16 protein-coding genes are annotated in these 19,751 nt (G+C 68.2%); 9 read left to right on the plus strand and 7 right to left on the minus strand.

Annotated elements, in window-relative coordinates; genetic code table 11:
- Nucleotides 1-15: 15 nt before the first annotated feature.
- Nucleotides 16-1,206, plus strand: a complete 1,191-nt coding sequence (gene moeZ / locus OG876_RS22770) for an adenylyltransferase/sulfurtransferase MoeZ (RefSeq protein ID WP_328518626.1) — start codon at nucleotides 16-18, stop codon at nucleotides 1,204-1,206.
- 56 nt (nucleotides 1,207-1,262) lie between these two features.
- Here the strand turns inward: moeZ and OG876_RS22775 are convergent, their stop codons facing one another.
- Nucleotides 1,263-2,054 carry a maleylpyruvate isomerase family mycothiol-dependent enzyme gene (locus OG876_RS22775; protein WP_328518627.1) on the minus strand — a complete coding sequence of 264 codons (792 nt, stop codon included), beginning with the start codon at nucleotides 2,052-2,054 and terminating at the stop codon, nucleotides 1,263-1,265.
- Nucleotides 2,054-2,692: a TetR/AcrR family transcriptional regulator gene (locus OG876_RS22780; protein ID WP_328518628.1), complete on the minus strand. Its 639-nt coding sequence runs from the start codon at nucleotides 2,690-2,692 to the stop codon at nucleotides 2,054-2,056. Before OG876_RS22780 ends, OG876_RS22775 begins: the two co-directional genes overlap by 1 nt.
- An 88-nt stretch (nucleotides 2,693-2,780) precedes the next feature.
- Here OG876_RS22780 and OG876_RS22785 point away from each other — a divergent pair, with 88 nt between their 5' ends.
- The 6 genes from OG876_RS22785 (at nucleotide 2,781) to OG876_RS22810 (ending at nucleotide 11,343) form a co-directional block, all read left to right on the plus strand.
- The gene (locus OG876_RS22785) at nucleotides 2,781-3,047 is read left to right on the plus strand and encodes a DUF2277 domain-containing protein (protein ID WP_328518629.1); all 267 of its coding nucleotides are present in this window, start codon (nucleotides 2,781-2,783) and stop codon (nucleotides 3,045-3,047) included.
- Between the two features lie 9 nt (nucleotides 3,048-3,056).
- Nucleotides 3,057-3,413 (plus strand): hypothetical protein, encoded by a 357-nt coding sequence (locus tag OG876_RS22790; RefSeq protein WP_328518630.1) that lies wholly within the window; start codon nucleotides 3,057-3,059, stop codon nucleotides 3,411-3,413.
- A 58-nt stretch (nucleotides 3,414-3,471) separates the two neighbouring features.
- Nucleotides 3,472-4,311 carry a TIGR03560 family F420-dependent LLM class oxidoreductase gene (locus tag OG876_RS22795; protein ID WP_328518631.1) on the plus strand — a complete coding sequence of 280 codons (840 nt, stop codon included), beginning with the start codon at nucleotides 3,472-3,474 and terminating at the stop codon, nucleotides 4,309-4,311.
- Between the two features lie 31 nt (nucleotides 4,312-4,342).
- A complete protein-coding gene (locus OG876_RS22800; protein WP_328518632.1) occupies nucleotides 4,343-4,648 on the plus strand; it encodes an MGMT family protein in 306 nt (101 codons plus the stop codon).
- A gap of 80 nt (nucleotides 4,649-4,728) precedes the next feature.
- A complete protein-coding gene (locus tag OG876_RS22805) occupies nucleotides 4,729-7,947 on the plus strand; it encodes an ATP-dependent helicase (protein WP_328518633.1) in 3,219 nt (1,072 codons plus the stop codon).
- A 165-nt stretch (nucleotides 7,948-8,112) separates the two neighbouring features.
- Nucleotides 8,113-11,343 carry an ATP-dependent DNA helicase gene (locus tag OG876_RS22810; protein ID WP_328518634.1) on the plus strand — a complete coding sequence of 1,077 codons (3,231 nt, stop codon included), beginning with the start codon at nucleotides 8,113-8,115 and terminating at the stop codon, nucleotides 11,341-11,343.
- 232 nt (nucleotides 11,344-11,575) lie between these two features.
- Here the strand turns inward: OG876_RS22810 and OG876_RS22815 are convergent, their stop codons facing one another.
- The 4 genes from OG876_RS22815 to OG876_RS22830 all read right to left on the minus strand — a co-directional run bounded on the left by OG876_RS22815 (nucleotide 11,576) and on the right by OG876_RS22830 (nucleotide 16,396).
- The gene (locus OG876_RS22815) at nucleotides 11,576-13,312 is read right to left on the minus strand and encodes an HNH endonuclease signature motif containing protein (RefSeq protein WP_328518635.1); all 1,737 of its coding nucleotides are present in this window, start codon (nucleotides 13,310-13,312) and stop codon (nucleotides 11,576-11,578) included.
- A gap of 214 nt (nucleotides 13,313-13,526) precedes the next feature.
- Nucleotides 13,527-14,063 carry a Uma2 family endonuclease gene (locus tag OG876_RS22820; RefSeq protein ID WP_328518636.1) on the minus strand — a complete coding sequence of 179 codons (537 nt, stop codon included), beginning with the start codon at nucleotides 14,061-14,063 and terminating at the stop codon, nucleotides 13,527-13,529.
- A gap of 39 nt (nucleotides 14,064-14,102) precedes the next feature.
- Nucleotides 14,103-15,815 (minus strand): IucA/IucC family protein, encoded by a 1,713-nt coding sequence (locus OG876_RS22825; protein WP_328518637.1) that lies wholly within the window; start codon nucleotides 15,813-15,815, stop codon nucleotides 14,103-14,105.
- Nucleotides 15,815-16,396 carry a GNAT family N-acetyltransferase gene (locus OG876_RS22830; RefSeq protein WP_328518638.1) on the minus strand — a complete coding sequence of 194 codons (582 nt, stop codon included), beginning with the start codon at nucleotides 16,394-16,396 and terminating at the stop codon, nucleotides 15,815-15,817. Before OG876_RS22830 ends, OG876_RS22825 begins: the two co-directional genes overlap by 1 nt.
- 121 nt (nucleotides 16,397-16,517) lie before the next feature.
- Between OG876_RS22830 and OG876_RS22835 the strand changes: the two genes are divergently transcribed.
- Together OG876_RS22835 and OG876_RS22840 are read left to right on the plus strand one after the other, a co-directional pair.
- Nucleotides 16,518-17,447: a sigma-70 family RNA polymerase sigma factor gene (locus tag OG876_RS22835; protein ID WP_328518639.1), complete on the plus strand. Its 930-nt coding sequence runs from the start codon at nucleotides 16,518-16,520 to the stop codon at nucleotides 17,445-17,447.
- Nucleotides 17,448-17,513: 66 nt separating this feature from the next.
- Entirely contained in the window at nucleotides 17,514-18,197 is a 684-nt protein-coding gene (locus tag OG876_RS22840; RefSeq protein WP_328518640.1) for a GOLPH3/VPS74 family protein, read from the plus strand.
- On the opposite strand, the gene OG876_RS22845 is transcribed toward OG876_RS22840, so the two are convergent.
- A complete protein-coding gene (locus OG876_RS22845) occupies nucleotides 18,183-19,751 on the minus strand; it encodes an acyl-CoA synthetase (protein WP_328518641.1) in 1,569 nt (522 codons plus the stop codon). The two genes, OG876_RS22840 and OG876_RS22845, sit on opposite strands and share 15 nt — an antisense overlap.

Genomic DNA, 19,751 nt, shown 5'->3' on the forward strand with positions numbered 1-19,751 from the left:
CTGAGGAGCCGACACGTGTCACTGCCACCGCTGGTCGAACCGGCCGACGAGCTGACCATCGACGAGGTGCGCCGGTACTCGCGGCACCTGATCATCCCCGAGGTCGGGATGGCCGGGCAGAAGCGGCTGAAGAACTCCAAGGTGCTGGTGATCGGCGCCGGCGGTCTCGGCAGCCCGGCGCTGCTGTACCTGGCCGCGGCCGGCGTCGGCACGCTCGGCATCGTCGAGTTCGACACCGTCGACGAGTCCAACCTGCAGCGCCAGATCATCCACGGCCAGTCCGACGTGGGCAAGTCCAAGGCCCAGTCGGCCAAGGAGTCGATTCTCGAGACCAACCCGAACACCAACGTCGTCCTGCACGAGACCCGGCTGGACAACGACAACGTGTTCGAGATCTTCGAGCAGTACGACCTGATCGTCGACGGCACCGACAACTTCGCCACCCGGTACCTGGTGAACGACGCCGCGGTGCTGCTCGGCAAGCCGTACGTCTGGGGCTCGATCTTCCGCTTCGACGGCCAGATCAGCGTGTTCTGGGCCGAGCACGGCCCGTGCTACCGCTGCCTGTACCCGGAGCCGCCGCCACCCGGCATGGTCCCGTCCTGCGCGGAAGGCGGTGTACTGGGCGTGCTCTGCGCGTCCGTCGGCGCGGCGCAGGTGACCGAGGCGATCAAGCTGCTCACCGGCGTCGGCGACCCGTCGCTCGGCCGGCTGAACATCTACGAGGCACTCGACCTGAACTGGCGCTCGCTGAAGGTCCGCAAGGACCCGAACTGCGCCATCTGCGGTGAGAACCCGACCGTCACCGAGCTGATCGACTACGAGGACTTCTGCGGCGCGATCACCGAGGAGGCGGCCGACGCGGCCGTCGGGTCGACCATCTCGGTGAAGCAGCTGAGCGAGTGGATCAAGCTGAAGGACAACGGCGAGAAGGACTTCGTCCTGATCGACGTCCGCGAGCCGAACGAGTACGAGATCAACCGGATCCCGGGCTCGGTGCTGATCCCGAAGGCCGACTTCCAGACCGGTGTGGCGCTGGAGAATCTGCCGCAGGACAAGCAGCTCGTCTTCCACTGCAAGTCCGGCGTCCGCTCGGCCGAGGTCCTCGCGATCGCGAAGGGCGCGGGCTTCTCCGACGCGGTCCACGTCGGTGGCGGCGTGGTCGCCTGGGTCGACCAGATCGACCCGAGTCAGCCGTCGTACTAGACCTGCTCAGGGGGCTGGATCACTCCAGCCCCCAGACGTCTAGCAGCCCCTGACGTCTAGAAGGCCATCCGGCAGCTGCTGACCGTTTCGACTGCCACGGGGTCGCCGGTGACGACGGGATGGTCGTCCCGGCCGGACAGCGTCCGCATGTAGCCGACGGCATCCAGAGTGGCGCGGCCGACCGGCTCGTCCCTCCCCAGCCGGTAGGTCCCACCTCCCTGCCCGGTGAGTTCCAGTACGACGGCCGGACGGTCACCCCAGAACGGACCGGCGTCGACGTCGTACATGACCTGCGCGACGATCTCCTCGGCGTACGGACCGGCGTCGAACTCCCGCCCGAGTCCTTGGCAGACGTCGTCGCGATGCATCCACAGGTCACGGGCGAGCAGGATGTCCTGGATGTAGCCGAGATCGATCGACTCGAAGCCCGGTACGCCTTCGAGCGTCACCCGGATCCGCCGGACGAGCGCCGGGTTCCGGGCGATCCTGCGCGAGGCCTTCGCCCACAGCTTGTCGAACGAGGCCCGCACCTCGGCCGGCGGCGTCCCCCGGTGCTCGTCGGCCTGGATCATCATGTGGGCGTCGAGCAGCACCGCCTGCGGGTACTTCCGCTTCGCCTTGAGGTCTCGCAGTGGGAACAACCACGGCCGGAGCACGTCCTCCGCCTGGCCGATCAGGTGCCCGGCGACGTCCGCGACGTCCCACGCGTCGCAGACGGTACGGCGGTGCCACTCGGCTCCCTCGAGTGACGCGAGCAGGTCGTGCCACGCGTGAATCTCCGCGTCGCGGTGGACCGTGCAGCGTTGCCGGTCGGCCCGTCCGATCTGCTGAGCGAGTACAGCGGTCATCATTTCCCCCTGGTCGGTGCGTAGCGCTGGTAGAACATCTCGAGGACGACGGGCAGCAGCCGGCTGAACCGTCCTTCCTCGTGTGACACATCGGGCTCGTTGGCCATCTGCTGGGAGAGCAGACCGGCGGTCATCGAGGTGTAGAGGGCGAGGGCCTCGTCGCTCGTCGCGTCCAGGTGCAGGTACCCCGCGTCCACCGTCGCCTGCAGATGGTCCCGGAGGTCCTGCAGGGATTCCTGCGCCGGCGCGTACGCCGCCGGGCTCGGCTCGAAGCCGGGGATCGTCCGCCAGAACAGCAACTGGCAGTAGACCTGGTGGCCCAGGCACCAACGGCTGAACGCGGTGGCCGCGATCAGGTTGCGCTCCAGCGGATCGGTGCTGCGCGCCGCGTCGCGGGGAGCGCGGTAGGCGTCCCGCAGCTTCTCGGCGCCGCGCTGGAAGAGCGCGTCGTAGATGGCCATCTTCGACGGGAAGTACTGGTACAGAGACGGCGGTTGCATGCCGAGCCGGCGGGCCACCGCGGACAGGCTGAGCGCGGCGACACCCTCGGTCTCCATCAGTTCGATGGCGACGTCCAGGATCTCCGCGATGGTCTCCTGGCGACGGCGGGTACGGCGGTCCAGCCCGGCAGTGCTCATGCACTAAGGAAAACCTAATGGCATTAGGGAAGTCAATACCCCGTAGGTTTCGAGTGGGTTTGTCCCCGCGGGCACGTAGGGTCTTGGCATGTGCAGAAACATCACGGTTCTGAGGGGACTCGAGCCGGCCGCGACCTCTGAGGAGATCTACGCGGCCGCGCTGCAGTACGTGCGCAAGGTGAGCGGCGTCGGCTCGCTGAGTGCGACCACCCGCGGCCCGATCGAGCGGGCCGCGACCGAGGTCGCGAAGATCACCGAGCAGTTGCTGGCGGAGATGCCGGAGCGCCGGGTCCCGCCGCAGACGGTGCCGCCGCTGCGGCGTCCCGAGGTGCGCGCCCGGCTCGGTCTCGACTAGAGCCTTCCCATGGGGGAGGAGGCTCGCACCGGCCGACGGCGCCAGGGGGTGGTGTTCGCGCTGATGGTCGTCGGTGTGCTGCTCGCGCTGACGAACTCGAACGCGCAGACCGAGTTGGTGCGCCGGCGCCAGGACACCTGCGACGGCACGTTGGCGTTGCCGGAGGCCGCGTATGTGCTCGGGTTCGCGGGCCTGGTCGTCGGTGTGATCGCGCTCTTCCTCCTGGTGCTGTGGTTCCATCGCAGCCGCCAGCCGCTCGCCCTGATCCTCTTCGCCACCGCGGCCGCCGCCGTCGTCTTCGAGGTCTTCGCCGTGGTCACCGCCTTCCAGGACGGCAGTCCGATCCAGTCCCTCTGCTTCGGTTAGCGCCCCGGGGTAAGGTCACTCGGGGAAACGGTTACTGAGTGCCTTGGGAGGCGCGGGTATGCGGTTCGCGATCAAGACCAGGCCGGAGCACACCACCTGGCAGCAACTGCGGGACGTGTGGGTCGCGGCGGATCAGTTCGAGATCTTCGAGTCCGCCTGGCACTGGGATCACTTCTACCCGCTCAGCGGCGACATGGCCGGCCCGAACCTCGAGGCGTGGACCACGCTGGCCGCGCTGGCGCAGGCGACCGAGCGGATCCGGCTCGGCTGCCAGGTGACCGGGATGATCTACCGGCATCCCGCCGTACTGGCGAACATGGCCGCGACCACCGACATCATCTCGAACGGCCGGCTCGAGCTCGGCATCGGCGCCGGCTGGAACGAGATGGAGACGACCGCCTACGGCATCGACCTCTATCCGCTGAAGGAACGCTTCGACCGGTTCGACGAGGGCACGCAGGCGATCATCGCGCTGCTCACCGAGAAGGTCGCGAACTTCGACGGCAAGTACATCAAGCTCACCGACGCGTACTGCGAGCCGAAGGCCGTGCAGACCCCGCACCCGCCGATCACCATCGGCGGCAAGGGGCCGAAGCGCACATTGCGAGCGGTCGCCCGGTGGGCCCAGCAGTGGAACGTCATCGTCCAGAGCCCGGAGGAGTGGAAGCCGCTCAAGGACGTGCTGGTCCAGCGCTGCGAGGAGGCCGGTCGCGACGTCAACGAGATCACCTGCTCGGTCAACGTCCGCGTCGACCCGGACGTGCCGCTCGACACCGCGGTCGCCGCTGCGGCGGCGTACGGCGAAGCGGGGGTCGACCTGGTCGTGCTGAACCTCCCGCTCGACGCCCCGCCGTCCGTCCTCGAGCCGCTGGCTAAGGCGCTCGCGCCGCTCGCCTGAACTGTCCGCGGTCCCCGCTAGGTTTGGGTTCGTGGACAGGGAGGAGTACGTCGAGGCGGTGTTGCGTGCCGTCGAGTCGATCCCACCGGGCAGCGTCGCGACGTACGGCGACATCGCGGAGTACGTCGGTCAGGGTGGGCCGCGTCAGGTCGGCGCGATCATGCGTGAGTACGGCGGTGGGGTGCCGTGGTGGCGGGTGATCCGGGCCTCCGGCGTACCGGCGGACGAGGTCGGCGACGAGCAACTGCACAACCTCCGCTCCGACGGTGTCCGCGTCACCAACGGGCGTGTCAACCTCCGCGAGGTCCGCTGGGATCCGGACGTCGACGACCACTGATCTGTCCGCTTTCCGGCTAGTGAAGTCCGTGCTCGGAGTGGGCGATCGGGATTGTCGGCGGGGTCTGCTGGGATGGGGCGATGGTCAGCAGACAGGGGTCCCGGTATCGGCTGGTTCGAGCCGAGGGCCGCAGCGCGGAGGCGCCGGTCCTGGATGCGGATCAGCAAGCGGTCGTGGATCATGCCGGCGGACCTCTGCTGGTGCTGGCCGGGCCGGGGACCGGTAAGACGACGACGTTGGTCGAGGCCGTCGTCGACCGGGTGCGGAATCGCGGGCTGAGTCCCGACCAGGTGCTGGTGCTGACGTTCGGGCGCAAGGCGGCGACCGAGCTGCGCGACCGGATCACCGGCCGGCTCGGGCGGACGACCCGGGTGATGCCGTCGATGACCTTCCATTCCTTCTGTTATGCGTTGCTGCGTCGGTTCACACCGGCCGACGCGTTCGACGTACCGCTGCGGTTGCCGTCCGGGCCGGAGCAATCCCTGCGGTTGAGCGAGGCGCTGTCCGGCAGTCGTGAGGTCGGTGCGGTGTCCTGGCCGGGGAGTCTGCATCCGGCGTTGAAGACGCGCGGGTTCACCGACGAGGTGCAGGCGGTGATCGGCAAGGCACGGCAGCTCGGGCTCGACCCGGAGGACCTGTCCGCGATCGGGCGTTCGGCGGACCGGGCCGAGTGGGTCGCGGTCGGAGACTTCTTCGAGGAATACCTGCAGATCCTCGACCACGAGCAGGTGCTGGACTACTCCGAGCTGATCCACCGCGCAGTGATCCTGGCCCAGCAGCCGCTCGTCCAGGCCAAGCTGCGGGCCGAGTTCAAGGCCGTCTTCGTCGACGAGTACCAGGACACCGATCCCGGTCAGATCAAGCTGCTCCAGGCGATCGCCGGCGACGGCCGCGACCTGGTCGTCGTGGGCGATCCGGACCAGTCGATCTACACGTTCCGCGGCGCCGACGTCCGTGGTCTGCTGCGTTTCACCGACGAGTTCCGTACGTCTAGTGGTGCGGAGGCCGCGCAGATCGCCTTGGGCACGACACGACGCTTCGGTACGACGCTGCAGCGGGTGTCTCGTAATGTCGTCAGCCGGTTGGGCGTGCCGGGGACCCTGGACCGGGACACATTCGAGCGCTTCCGGAATCCAGACGCCGGCGGATGCGTCTACGGCGCCGGCAAGGTCGAAGCGAACCTGTACTCGACCAGCGGTGCCGAGCTCGAACACATCGCGGATCTGCTGCGTCGCGCGCATGTGCAGGATGGAGTCGGCTGGAACGAGATGGCGGTGCTGGTCCGGTCCGGCAGTCGTTCGATCCCGCCGTTGCGTCGTGCGCTCGCGGCCGCGGGGATCCCGGTCGATGTCGCCGGTGACGAGCTGCCTTTGTCCCGGGAGCCCGCCGTACGTCCGATGCTGTTGGCTTTGCGGGCGGTTGCGGATCCGTCGACGTTGACGGTCGACGTCGTACGGGCGCTGGCGTTGTCGCCGTTGGGGGCGATGGATGCGGGGCAGTTGCGGCGGCTGGCGCGGGTGTTGCGGCGGCGGGATCGCGAGGCGGCCGGTGGGCAGCGGTTGCCGCGGTCGTCGGACGAGCTGCTGCGCGAGGCGTTGGTGAATCCGCTGCTGCTCGACGAGGAGGCGTCGCCGGCCGAGGCGAGGTTCGCGGCGCTGGGCGAGAGGTTGCTTAAGGCAAGGAACATCGTGACCGCGGGGGCCGCGCCGGACGAGGTGATGTGGTCGCTGTGGTCGGACTCGCCGTGGTTGCGGCGGTTGCGCGGTCAGGCGCACTCCGGTGGGGAGACGGCGCGGGCGGCGAACCGGGATCTGGATTCCTTGTGCGCTTTGTTCGACGCGGCGAGCCGGGCCGAGGAGCAGGTCGGGTTCAAGGGGGTGTCGGCGTTCCTTTCGGAGCTCGAATCGCTCGACATCGCGGCGGACAACCGATTCGACGGGACGTATCGCGAGGCCGGCGTCCAGCTGATGACGGCCCACCGGTCGAAGGGGTTGCAGTGGCGGCTGGTCGTCGTTGCCGGTGTGCAGGAAGGGCAGTGGCCGGATCTGCGGCGGCGGGGTTCGCTGCTCGAGCCTGACCGGCTGGGGCCCGACGGGCTTGTCGATCCGTTGTCGGCCGGTGCATTGCTGGCCGAGGAGAGACGGTTGTTCTACGTCGCGATCACGCGGGCCCGGGAGCGGTTGATCGTAACGGCGGTGCAGGCGCCGGAGGCGGACGGCGACCAACCGTCCAGATTTCTTGCCGAGCTCGACATTCCTTTGAAGCTGGTTGCCGGCAGGCCGCGGCGGCCGTTGTCGTTGCACGGTCTGGTTGCTGATCTGCGGTGTGTGCTCGCGGATCCTGCGTCGTCGCCCGCGTTGAAGCGGGTTGCGGCTGATCGGCTGGCCCAGTTGGCCGACGCCGTGGACGACCGGGAGCATCCTCTGGTGCCGACGGCCGATCCGTCGCGGTGGTGGGGTGTGCGGGAGCGCACTCGCTCGGAGCGGCCGATCGCGGATCCCGATCTGCCGGTGCCGTTGTCGGGGAGCGCGCTGACAACGATCGTGGACTGTCCACTGCGGTGGTTCCTGACCCGGCGGGCCGGCGGGGAAACGCCTAGTACGTCGGCGATCGGGTTCGGCATGGTGTTGCACACGCTGGCCGACGCGGTCGCGACCGGGACGCTGCCGCCGTCCGTGGACGAGCTGAACGGCTGGCTCGACAAGGTGTGGACGCAGCTGGAGTTCGAGTCCGCGTGGATCTCGGACCGGGAGCGCGTCGAGGCGGAGGCCGCGTTGCGACGGTTCGTCACGTGGCACCAAGGCCGGCCGGATCGGACGCTGGTCGGGACGGAGGTCGAATTCGACGTACTGCTCCCTGACACCGACAAGCCGGCGGTCCGGGTCAAGGGCCGGATGGACCGCGTCGAGCAGGACACCGAGGGGACGATCCGGGTGGTCGACCTGAAGACGGGCCGGTCGCTGCCGACCAAGCCCGCGGTCGCGCGGCACGTCCAGCTCGCGATCTACCAGCGCGCGATCGCGTCCCGCCAGCTGAAGGTCCTCGGCGACGAGCCGGTCGCCGGCGGCGCCGAGCTCGTCCAGCTCCGCCACGACGACAACGGCGGCTTCCCCAAGGTCCAGCACCAGGGCCCACTCGAAACCGACGAGGACGGCAAGACCTGGCTGGACGAAGCGGTCGACAACGCCGAGTCCATGGTCCGCACCGAAGAATTCACCGCCCAACGCAACGACGGCTGCACCCGCTGCGAAGCCCGCGCCCTCTGCCCCATCCAACCCGAAGGCCGAGAAATCGTCTGATGCGCGCACCCACCGCCCACCCCTCGCGACCTCCTCTCACCACCTCGTATCGCCCACCATCTGCCTCCACCCACCACACGGTCGGGGACCTGAAATGACCTGTCTCAGCTCTCGTGTTCATGGTTCAGGTCTCCACAGTTTGCTTGCCGGAGAGGAGTCCTGCTGATGCGTGCGCAGCTCAGCACCACGGCCGAACTGTGTGATCTGCTCGGCATCCCGTTCAGTGATCAGCAGTTGGCGGCGATTACGGCTCCGTTGGCGCCTGGGGTGATTGTGGCGGGCGCCGGGTCCGGGAAGACGACGGCGATGGCGGCTCGGGTTGTCTGGTTGATCTGCACCGGGCAGGTGAAGCCGGAGGAAGTGCTCGGGCTGACGTTCACGAAGAAGGCGGCCAACGAGCTGGACGTGCGGATCCGCGAGGACCTGACGAAGGCCGGCGTACTCGGCTCGACCCTGCCGAAGGACCAGCATCCGATCCTCGCAGCCCACCTTCGCAGCAACATCCCGAACTGGGAACCGGAGGAGCCCGGCGAGCCCGTCGTCTCGACGTACCACGCGTTCGCGGGCACGCTGATCGCCGAGCACGGTCTTCGCCTCGGTCTCGAGCCCGACGCCCGTGTGCTCGCCGACGCGACCCGGTTCCAGCTCGCGGGTCGCGTCGTACGGCGATCCGCCGGGCCGATCCGGTTCGCGTCGCACCACGTGCCCACGCTGGTCAACAGCCTGCTGGCGCTCGACGGTGAGCTCGCGGACCACCTGCTCCGGGCGGACGACGTACGGGACCATGACGAGGCGGTCCGACGAGAAGTCGCCGCGGCACGCAAGCAGACGGTCGAGGTGCGCAAGCTCGCCGAGACCGCGTTGAAGCGTGGCGAGATCCTGCAACTCGTCGAGGAATACCAGGCGTACAAGGGAGAGCGCGGCGTCGTCGACTTCGCCGACCAGATGGCGCTCGGTGCGCGACTGGCCGAAGAGTGCCCGGAGGTCGCGGCGGTCGAGCGGTCCCGGTACAAGGTCGTGCTGCTCGACGAATACCAGGACACTTCGGTGTCGCAGCGCCGCATGCTGACCGCACTGTTCGCCGGGGGCGACGGCCGAGGGCATCCCGTGACCGCGGTCGGCGACCCGTGCCAGGCGATCTACGGCTGGCGCGGCGCATCCGTCGCGAACCTGGACGAGTTCCCCTCACACTTCCCCAACGCTGACGGTTCGCCGGCCCGCCGCTACGTGCTGAGCGTCAACCGCCGCTGCGGCAGCCGGATCCTCGCCGCCGCCAACCAGCACGCGGCCGAGCTGTACGAACAGCACCCCGGCGTGATCCCGCTCGAAGCGCCCGACAACGCACCCGAGGGCGCGATCACCGTCGGCCTGTTCGAGACGCGCTCGCAGGAGATCGAGTGGGTCGCCGACGCGATCGTCGCTGCGCACCGCACCCCGAACCGCCGGTGGAGGGACATCGGCATCCTGATGCGGACGAATGTCGACCTCAGCGCGGTCCACGAAGCCCTCATCGCGCGCAAGATCCCGGTCGAGGTCGTCGGCCTCGGCGGACTGCTCGCGCTCCCCGAGGTCGTCGACGTCGTCGCGACACTGCAAGCGGTCAACGACCTCACCGCCAACGCGGCCATGCTGCGGATCCTGACCGGTCCGCGCTTCCGGATCGGCCACCGCGACCTCGCCCTGCTGGCCAACCGGGCGCGCACCCTCGCCGATGCCGGCGAACGCCCCGCCGCCGACGACCTGGTCGCCGCACTCGACGCCGCGGTCGCCGGGATGGACTCCACCGAGGTCATCTCGCTCGCCGAGGCGGTCGACGATCCGGGGCCGAACGCGTGGGGTTACGCACCGGAGGCCCTGGTCCGCTTCAAGGAACTCTCGACCGAGTTGCGCGAACTGCGTGCGCACGCGGGGGAGCCGCTGCTCGACCTGGTCCGGCGGGTGATCAGTACGATCGGCCTGGACGTCGAGCTCACCGCCACGCCCGGCCACGTCGACGCCGGCCGCCGCGACCACCTCGCGGCCTTCTTGGATGCCGTCGGCAACTTTGTGTCCACCGAGTCGGACGGTTCGCTCGACGGTCTGCTCGCGTATCTGGCCGCCGAGGAGGAGTACGCCGCCGGCCTCGATCTCGCCGTACCGAGTGAAGCGGACTCGGTGAAGCTGCTCACCACGCACCGGTCGAAGGGCCTGGAGTGGCCGATCGTCTTCGTGCCGACGCTGGTCCAGAAGGTGTTTCCGTCGGATCGCGGCCGGGACAAATGGACCACGAACGCGAAGGTGCTGCCGTGGCCGCTGCGCGGTGACGCCGATACGCTGCCCGACATCCACGACCTGTCCAACGCCGGGCTGAAGTCGTTCGCGGACGAGTGCAAGGACGTGAACGCGCTGGAGGAGCGGCGGCTCGGGTACGTCGCTTTCACCCGGGCGAAGGAGATCCTCGTCGCCACCGGGCACTGGTGGGGTCCGACGCAGAAGCGCCCGCGCGGACCGTCGTCGTACCTTTCGATGCTGAAGAAGCACGCCGGGGAGCGGGTCGTCGAGTGGGCCGAGCAGCCCGAGTTGACCGCGGAGAATCCCGAGCTCGCCGAGCAGACGATGGCTCCGTGGCCGGCGCCGTACGACGTGGAGTCGTACCAGCGGCGGTTGGACTCGGCGGCGCTGGTGCAGCAGGCGCGGGCGGAGGGGCCGTCGATGGAGGCCGAGGAGTCGCTGCTGCTGGACGAGCAGGCGACGGTCGCGCGGTGGGACTCCGAGATCGAGCGATTGTTGTCCGAGGCAAGGGAAAGCCGGAGCCGGCAGGCGTACGACGTGACGCTGCCGGCGGCCCTGTCCGCGACCCAGGTGATGCGGCTGGCCAAGGACCCGGACGGCCTGGCGTCCGAGCTGGCCCGTCCGATGCCGCGTAAACCCAATCGCGCGGCCCGTTTCGGCACGCGCTTCCACGCTTGGGTCGAGAGCTACTTCGGTCAGCAACTCCTGCTCGACCCCGACGACCTGCCTGGCGCCGCGGACGAGGACATCGTCGACGACACCGACCTGACCGAACTCATGGACGCCTTCCGCATCGGCCCGTACGGCGAAACCACGCCGTACGAGATCGAGGCCCCCTTCGCCCTCGCCCTCGGCGGCCGAGTCATCCGCGGCCGCATCGACGCCGTCTACCAGGTCGTCCGCCCGGACGGCTCCCGCGGCTACGACGTCATCGACTGGAAAACCACCCGCACCGAATCCGCCGACCCCCTCCAACTAGCCATCTACCGAGTCGCCTGGTCCGAACTCATGAACATCCCCCTCCACCAAATAACCGCCGCCTTCTACTACGTCCGCACCGCCGACATAGTCCGCCCCGAGAACCTCCCCGAAAAAGCACAACTGACCCAACTCCTGAACGGCTAGCAGCCGCTTGTGAGGTTTGACGGGGTGAGGGTGATGGGGAAGGGGTGGGTGGTTTGGAAGGTTTCTTCGGCCTGGATTACGGCTTGGCAGCTGTAGCCCCCGCCGGTCAGTTGCAGGACCGTTAGTTCGTAGCGGCAGCCGCAAGGTGATGCGGTGGATGGTGCGTGCGAGACCGGCTGCACTAGCTCGTGACCTGCGCTGGGTGGAGGAGAGCAGGTCATGGTGGGTGGTGTCAGCTCGCGAGATCGTTGTCTGCGCTGAACGGCTGGTGGATCCTGCGGCGTTGCGCCCGGACACCGGCGAGGTCGTTGCTATCTGCACTGCGCGGGATTGTGGAGTCGCCCCCCGGGTCGAAGGCAGCGCTGTTCTCGCTGGCCGGGTTGTTCCGGCTGCGGCTGGTCACAGTCGACTTCCCGCCATCACCCCAGGGATCGAAGTCACTGCAGTCGGAGTGAGTCGGGGCGAGCGTGGGCCGATCCTCAGGCGCGACGTACCCACCGGCCTCGCTTCGGGCGGGGTCGCTGCCGAGTGCGTCGCTGCCGAGTGGGTCGCCCCAGGGGTTGGGGCGGGCGGGATCGTCGGGCTTGATCCAGGACGGGTCTGTCTCCCTCGGCCAGGCGCGCGTGGACCCGCGGGCCGCGCCGCCGGTTGAGCTGGTGGTGGTTGAACCGGGGTCGCGGGTGGTGGTTGGTGGTCGGTATCTGCCGCGGGGGACGGGGTCGGGGGTGGCCCAGCTGGGGCGGGCGACGTGGACGACGCCGTTGGTGATGTGGATGGCCCAGTGTCCGGCGTGCAGGTCACGGTGACACCGTTTGCACAGGAGCACGAGGTTGGTGATCTTCGTGGCGCCTCCGTCGATCCACGACCTCACGTGGTGGGCGTCGCAGTAGAGGGGTGGGGCGCCGCAGCAGACATAACCCTTGTCGCGGGCGATCAGCGCTTTGCGGATCGGGCCGGTCGCGAGTCGGACGGTCATGCCGACGTCGAGTGGCTGGGAGTCCGAGCCGAGCACGATCGGGAGGATCTGCGCGTCGCAGGCCAGGCGCCGGACGGTGGCGGCGGACAGACCTTCGCCGTAGGTCAGCTGGCCGATCTTGTCGGCGGTAGCGGCCTTGAGGTCAGTGAAGTCGACGGTGACGGTGATGTGCGTCTTCGGGCCACGCCCGGGGACGAATCCGCCACCGTGGTGGTGATCGGCGCTGTGTGTGAGGTTGTTGGCGGCGCCGAGGAGGGTGACGAGAGCGTCGGCCTGGCGCTTACTGCGGGGGCGGGGGTCGAGGGCGCCGTCGATGGTTTTGTGGGGTTTGGCGTGGCTGTGGATCAGTGTGCGGAGGAGTTCGGCGTTCTCGTTGGCGAGGTAGCCGCGGAAGTCGACGCCGTTGTCGGTGTTCCTGAAGGTGAGCGTTTCGCGGTCGTAGGCCTTCTGCTCGTCGGGTTCGGGTCCGTCGGTGTCGAGCCGGTTGCGGATCTGTACGCCGGCTTTGCGCAGGTCGAGCGGGCCGTGGGTGCGGGACAGCTCCACCATCTCCTGCTCGGCGACCCGCACGTCTTCGGCCGGGACCTTGGCCGGCACCTTCTCCAACGCGGACACGATCGCCTCTGCCTGCGCCGGATGCAGCAGCACCCCACTGCCCGCACCGTTCTCGCCGGCGTCGTTGTCGTTGTCACAGGCGGGGCCTGTGGAGTGTGAGCTCGGGAGGGCGGCGGCCACGGCGGGGTACTTTCCGAGTGTGTTGGCCAGGCAGACGTCGCGGCGGGCCTTGGTCGCGTCGATGCGGTAGCGGAAGGTCAGCAGCCGGGCGGTGGTGCCGGCGCCGAGTTCTTTGGCGTAGCCGGTGGCCTCGATGCCGGCGATGAGCCTCAGCGCGGAACTCTCCAGGCGGGCGATCTCGGCGAACATCGCGTCGAGCGATGACACCATCTCGGCGCCGCTCATCGACCACACAGGTCGCTCCCCGAGAATCTCCATGCCAATCACTCTAGACGCGGCCGCCGACAGTTTCCAACCCAAAAGCCCTTATTTTCAAGGGAATTAGCCGATTCTAGGTTGTCCACATCGCTGCAAGGCTGTGGACAACTCTTGACGGAGGTTTGGGTCTAGGTCGTGGCCGGCCCGGGTGATTTGCGCCGCGGTTGCCTGAGGCAACTGTATGGCGCCGGCTCCAGCGCTTGCCTCTGCGGGGTCAGGCGGTGAGGGTCGCCGGGCTTAGGGTGACGGGAAAGGGGTGGGTGGCGTGGAAGGTTTCTGCGGCCTGGATTGCGGCTTGGCAGGTGTAGCCCGTGTCGGTCAGTTGCAGGACTGTTAGTTCGTGGTGGGTGGGGTCTAGGAGCCAGTAGGACTGGACTCTGTGGCGTTCGTAGAGGGTGCGTTTGAGGACTATGTCGGTGGTGCGGGTGGAGGGGGAGAGGACCTCGACGGCCAGCAGGGGTGGGGTTGTGAGTAGGTGAGGGCCGGCGTCTGTGCGGTTGCAGACCAGGAGGTCGGGGCGGAGGGAGATGGCGCGGGTGGGGCGGAAGTCGAGGGAGCCTACGGAGACGAGCAGGTCTGGTGGGCAGGCGTGTTTCAGCTGGATCATGAGCGCTACGACGGCTGCGTGGTGGGCCGGTGGTTGGGCGCCCGTGACGAGCAGGCGTCCGTCCACGACCTCGTACCGTCTGCCGTCTCGGGGGACGGGCACCGCGATGCCTGGCCGCCTCTCGACTGTCTGTTCGCTGATCACCCCAACAGCTTGACCGATTCCGGTGACGCGCCGCGGAAGTTATCCACAGTGAAGTGGATTCTCCAACGTGCCGGCGAACTGCAGTGATCCCGCCACATCGGTCAGGTCGACCATCTGCTGATTGTTCCGAAGCTGCAGCCGGTTCAGGCAGGACAGCGCGAACGACGGCGCGAAGATGTCGTACTTCGCGAAGGCCTCGGCCAGTTCCGGCGTCGCGGCCTGGTAGTCGCGGACCGAGGAAGCCACCACCGACCAGAATTCCGACGGCGTCAGCAGGCCCTCCCGATCCAGGAGCGGCGACAGGAAGCGGAAGATGCAGTCGAAGACGTCGGTGAAGATCGACAGGAGCTTCTCGTCGTCGGGGACCTCGGCGCGGACCCGCTCGGCCTCGACCGGCAGCGGTGTTGCCGGGTCCATCACCGCGATCTCCTCGGCGATGTCCTTCATGATCACCCGGATCGGCACGGCATCCCGCAGTACGAGGATCAGGTTCTCGCCGTGCGGCATGAAGGCCAGTTCGTAGGCGTAGAAGCTGTGCACCAACGGGATCAGATACGCGTCGACAAAGGCCCGCAGCCAGTCCGCCGGCGCCAACCCCGACGCGCGGATCAGAGCGGCCGCCAACGATGCACCATGCCGGTCGACGTGGAGGAGGCTCGCCATCGTGGCCAGGCGTTCACCCGGCTCGAGCGTCGGCACCGGGCTCTCCCGCCACAGCGCCGACAGCATCTTCCGGTACGGCGATGTCTTCTCGGTGGCGTTCTCGTAGTACCGGTTGTGATACCCGGCCGCCGCGATCTCGCGCAGCACCGAGAAGCCGTACCGCTTCAGGACCAGGTCGTTCGAGACGAGTCCGTGCACCCAGTCGTTGATCGCCGGCGTCGCGGCCATGTACGTCGGCGACAGCCCGCGCATGAACCCCATGTTCAGCACCGACAACGCCGTCTTCACATAGTGTTTCGAAGGATGTGACCGGTTGAAGAACGTCCGGATCGACTGCTGCGGCTGGTACGCGTCCTCCGTGGACCCGAGATGGATGATGTGCCGCGCAGCGATGTCCGCCGCGAAGGTGATCGACGTCTTGTTCTCCCACTGCCACGGATGCACCGGCAGGTAGACGTAGTCCGCCGGATCGGCGCCCACGGCAACGATCCGGGCAGCGAAGTCCTTCAGTACCGAAGATCCCAGCTCGGCTCGCAGCAGGTCGTCGTACGAGATCGTCGCACTGTGCGCGACCGTGGCCCGATCCCGGCGTACGGCGATCCACGTCAACCGCACCTCGGCACCCGTCTCGGGCGCGAACGCGTGATAGTCGCTGACGCCGAACCCGAGCCGCCCGTTGTTCGCGACGAAGCACGGGTGCCCCTCGGTCATCGCGGCCTCGATCGTCTGGAAGTCCGCCGTGACCAGATCCGCCGCGGTGAGGTCCGGCTTGGAGAGCTTGTACGCCGCACTCGCGAGCGTGCTGCTGATCTCCTCGAGGTACACCGGCAGCATGTCCGCGCCGATCCCGAGCTGCTCGTGGAACTCGGTGATGAAGTCGAGCGCGTCGACGTCACCGAGCGAGTCGGCGTCGATGTCCCAGTGGTTCAACGGATACCGCCGGGCCGTGAAGCGATACCGCCCCACCGCATAACCGTTGTCAACAGCAACCGGTTCGAGAAGGCGCTCGTGGATGAATTCAGCCAGCGCCTTCCGCACCAGCGCACGGTTGACGACAGCCCAGGCGTCCGGGGTGAGATGGTCGATCATCAGCCTGCCTCGTTCATCCGGGTCGCCTCGGCGTACTGGTCGCGGGTGCAGAAGCTCAGCCAGGCCCGCTTGTCCGGCAGGTCCACCACGCTGTGCTTCCGGAACCCCATCCGCTCGTTCAAAGCCTGGACCTTCACATTGCGCACGTCGGGCTCGACGACAACGCGGTCCACCAGCGGATCGCTGAACAGGCTGTCCAGGATCGTCTCGAACACCGCACCGGTGAAGCCGGCGATCGGTACGACCGGCGGCGCAACCAGTACGTGCATACCGATGTCGCCCGGCGCCACGTCGTACGTCCCACCGACGGCGTCGTACGACGGCTCGTAGCGCTCCATCAGGAACGCGGGCCGACCGTCGTGCTCGCCGAGGAAGGCACAGTGGTGCCCGGACCGCTCGATCCGGAGGTACTCCGCGTACACGTCGTCGACGGACGCGGTCAGCAGCCCCCAGTAGCGGGCGTACGGATGGGTGACCCAGCCGTGCAGCGTGGTCACGTCCTCGGTCAGGTCGAACGGCCGGAGGCTGAGGGTGCCGACGCCGGCGACGAAGCGCCGGAAGGCGGGCAGTGCTCTGGTCATGGCATCCGCTTTCGAGGTGGCGTACCTGTTTAGCTAAGGCTTACCTTACTTGATACCTGATCCAGCACCGAAACCGACCCGTATCCTGGCGGCCCCCGCAGCCGTCCAGACTGGTATGACCATGACCGACGCACTCGACCTGCCGGAGCTCAGAGCCGCCTGGGACGCGCGCAAGCAGTTCCTCGACCGACTGGAGCCGCTGCGCTCCGACCTGTACGCGTACTGCCGCCGCCTGACCGGCAACGCCTTCGACGCCGAGGATCTGGTCCAGGAGTCGCTCGCCCGCGCGTTCACTCAGGCCGCGCAGGCGCACAGCCCCATTGCGAACCCGCGTGCCTGGCTCTTTCGGGTGGCGACGAACGCGTACGTCGACAGCTACCGCAAGCAGACGCCCGTCCTCGTGGAGTCACTGGAACAGGCCGCACCCACCACAACGGATCCAGCCGAGGTCCGGGACGCCTGGGCTGAGCTCGTGACACTGTTGCCGCCGCAGGAGCGGGCAGCGCTCGCACTGAAGGACCTGTTCGGTTTTACGCTCGCCGAGGTCGCCGACGTACTGCGGACGTCCGTCGGTGCTGTCAAAGCCGCACTGCACCGTGGACGCGGCCGGCTGGACTCGCCGGAACGCGAGCGGTCCCTGAAGACACGCGAGGCCCCGGACCGCCGCCTGCTCGACGCGGTCGCCGACGCGTTCACGGCGTACGACGTACCGCGGCTGACCGCACTCCTCCTCGCTGACGCGGACAGCGAGATCCTGGGCGTCCTGACCGAGTACGGCGCCGACCAGATCCGGCGGGGCTCGATCGAGCACACCCTGGACCCGTCCAAGCCGTACCGCTACACAGCCCAGGTTGTGGACCTCTGGGAGGAACCAGTGCTGGTCATCCGCATCGTCAAGGACGGCAAGGCCGCCGTGAACGACCTCATGCGCCTCACCACCGAGGACGGCAAGGTCCGCTCGATCCGGTGGTACTACTTCTCCCCCCACTTCCTCACCGAGGTCGCCACCGAACTCGGCGAGCCCGTGGAGGTCAACGGTCACCACTACTAGAGGCGGATGTTCGGGGTAGTCCGTGCGGTGGATGCGTGGCGGCGGCCGGCTGCCTACGTTGGAGGCATGTTGATTGCCGAGGATCTCTTGTTGCTGTTGTACGACGACGAGAGTGGGAAGCCGATCGCCGGGTCGCCAGGCCTGGACTACGCGCTGGCGGGTGCCGTGCTGATCGAGCTGACGCTGCTCGGGAAGACCGACATCACCGCCGCCGGGGACGGAGTCAAGCCCGGTCGGCTGAAGGTGCTGGATGCCGCGCCGACGGGTGATCCGATCCTGGACGAGCGGCTGGCGTTCGTCGTGGACAAGCCTGGCAAGAGGCCGAAGGATCAGATCGGGCGGCTCTCGAAGAAGTTGCGCGACCAACTGCTCGCCCGGCTCGCCGAGCGCGGAGTGTTGGAGGCGGACAAGGGCAAGGTGCTCGGGCTGTTCCCGGTGACCCGCTGGCCGGCCAAGGATGCTCGGCACGAAGGTGAGGTGCGTTCCAAGCTCGAGGCCGTGCTGAAAGTGGGCACCACGCCGGACGAGCGCACCGGTGCGCTGATCGCGTTGCTGAGCGCGCTGAACGTCGTACCGAAGGTTGTCACCGATGCGGTGGACAAGAAGGCGCTCAAGCAGCGGGCGAAGCAGATCGCCGAGTCGGACTGGGCGGCGGACGCGGTGCGGAAGGCCGTCACCGAGATGCAGGCCGCAGTCACCACGGCGATCATCGTCGCCAGCTCGACGGCCGCCGCGTCAGGGAGTAGTTGAGGCGGCCAGCCGGGCTTTGATGTCCGGCTTCAGAACCTTGCCGACCTTCGAGCGCGGTAGGTCGGGCCACAGCAGCACGTCCTTGGGTGCCTTGACGCTGCCGATGCGTTCCTTGGCGAAGGCGATCAGCTCCGCGGCCTCGACCGACGCGCCGGGCTGGAGCTGGACGACGGCCACCACCCGCTCGCCCCACTTGTCGTCCGGCTGACCGATCACCGCGCAGTCCTGGACGGCAGCGTGCGCCATCAGCGCCTGCTCGACCTCGGTGGAGTACACGTTGAAGCCGCCGGTGATGATCATGTCCTTGGCCCGGTCGACGATGTACAGGTAGTTCTCGTCGTCCAGGTAGCCGATGTCACCCGTGTGGTGCCATCCGTACGCCGAGGCCGCCGCAGTGGCCTCGGGATTGCGGTAGTACCCCCTCATCACCAGCGAACCGCGGACCACGATCTCGCCCCGCTCCCCCCGTGGGAGCAGGGACCCGTCCGCGGCCATGATCGCGGTCGTGACCAGCGGGGACGGCCGCCCGGCCGATGCCAGGCGTCCTCGTGCAATGTTGCCGGCGGCATCGAAATGCTCGGCCGGCGGCAGGATCGAGATCATCATCGGCGCCTCGGTCTGCCCGAACAGCTGGGCCATCACCGGGCCGATCCGCAGCAGCGCCTCCTCGAGTCGCGACACCGACATCGGCGCGGCGCCGTACCAGAAGCAGCGCAGCGACGAGAGATCCGTGCTGTCGAGCTCCGGCGCCGCCAGCACCATGTAGATCAGCGTCGGCGGCAGGAACGTGTGCGTCACGCGATGCCGCGGTATCAGCTCCAGGAACATGTGGACGTCGGGAGCCCGCATGATGACGATCTCGCCACCGGACGCGAGCACGGGGAAGCACAGCACGCCGGCCGCGTGGGTCAGCGGAGCGAGCGCGAGGTAGACCGGCCGATCGCCGAACGGGTACCCGATCAGCGTCAGTGCCGTCATCGTCTCCAGGTTGGTGTTGCTGAGCATCACGCCCTTCGGCCGCCCCGTCGTCCCACCGGTCCCGACGATCAACGCCAACTCGTCGGGATCGGTGAGATCGGGTGCCGACTGGGACACGCCCCCGCAGAACGCGTCCCAGCCGACCGTCCGGCCCTTGAGGTGGGGGGATGGGCCGGAGCCGGGATCCCGGTCCAGGCAGACGAAGGTGTGGACCTTCGGCAGCTCGTCCCGGATCCGATCCACCAGCGGCTCGAAGGCCGCCTGGTAGATCAGTACTTCACAGTCGAACTGGTCGAGCAGCTCGCGATTCTCGGCCGCCTCGTTGCGCGGGTTGATCGGGCACCAGACCGCCCCGGCGCGGCTGATCCCGAACACGCAGCTGAACGCGATCGGGTCGTTCGCCGCGAGGATCGCGACCTTGCCACCCGGTCGTACGCCGCTCGCCGCGAGGCCGGCCGCGATCCGGAACGACAGCTGCCGGACCTCGGCGTACGAGAGGGTCTCGCCATCCGTGGTCAGGCAGGCCGCGTCCGGACCGAGCGAAGCGCCCTTGTCGAGATAGTCGACCAGTCGCAC

This window comes from Kribbella sp. NBC_00359 (genome assembly GCF_036097425.1).
GTDB lineage: Bacteria > Actinomycetota > Actinomycetes > Propionibacteriales > Kribbellaceae > Kribbella.

Bases quoted from the DNA above. Each gene is read 5' to 3' on its own strand.
- OG876_RS22795 (WP_328518631.1), top strand. From the start codon at position 3,472: ATGCGGTTCGCGATCAAGACCAGGCCGGAGCACACCACCTGGCAGCAA.
- OG876_RS22830 (WP_328518638.1), bottom strand. From the start codon at position 16,396: ATGACCAGAGCACTGCCCGCCTTCCGGCGCTTCGTCGCCGGCGTCGGC.
- OG876_RS22840 (WP_328518640.1), top strand. From the start codon at position 17,514: ATGTTGATTGCCGAGGATCTCTTGTTGCTGTTGTACGACGACGAGAGT.
- OG876_RS22810 (WP_328518634.1), top strand. From the start codon at position 8,113: ATGCGTGCGCAGCTCAGCACCACGGCCGAACTGTGTGATCTGCTCGGC.
- OG876_RS22835 (WP_328518639.1), top strand. From the start codon at position 16,518: ATGACCGACGCACTCGACCTGCCGGAGCTCAGAGCCGCCTGGGACGCG.
- OG876_RS22785 (WP_328518629.1), top strand. From the start codon at position 2,781: ATGTGCAGAAACATCACGGTTCTGAGGGGACTCGAGCCGGCCGCGACC.
- OG876_RS22805 (WP_328518633.1), top strand. From the start codon at position 4,729: ATGGTCAGCAGACAGGGGTCCCGGTATCGGCTGGTTCGAGCCGAGGGC.
- OG876_RS22790 (WP_328518630.1), top strand. From the start codon at position 3,057: ATGGGGGAGGAGGCTCGCACCGGCCGACGGCGCCAGGGGGTGGTGTTC.
- OG876_RS22775 (WP_328518627.1), bottom strand. From the start codon at position 2,054: ATGACCGCTGTACTCGCTCAGCAGATCGGACGGGCCGACCGGCAACGC.
- OG876_RS22780 (WP_328518628.1), bottom strand. From the start codon at position 2,692: ATGAGCACTGCCGGGCTGGACCGCCGTACCCGCCGTCGCCAGGAGACC.
- OG876_RS22815 (WP_328518635.1), bottom strand. From the start codon at position 13,312: ATGGAGATTCTCGGGGAGCGACCTGTGTGGTCGATGAGCGGCGCCGAG.
- OG876_RS22825 (WP_328518637.1), bottom strand. From the start codon at position 15,815: ATGATCGACCATCTCACCCCGGACGCCTGGGCTGTCGTCAACCGTGCG.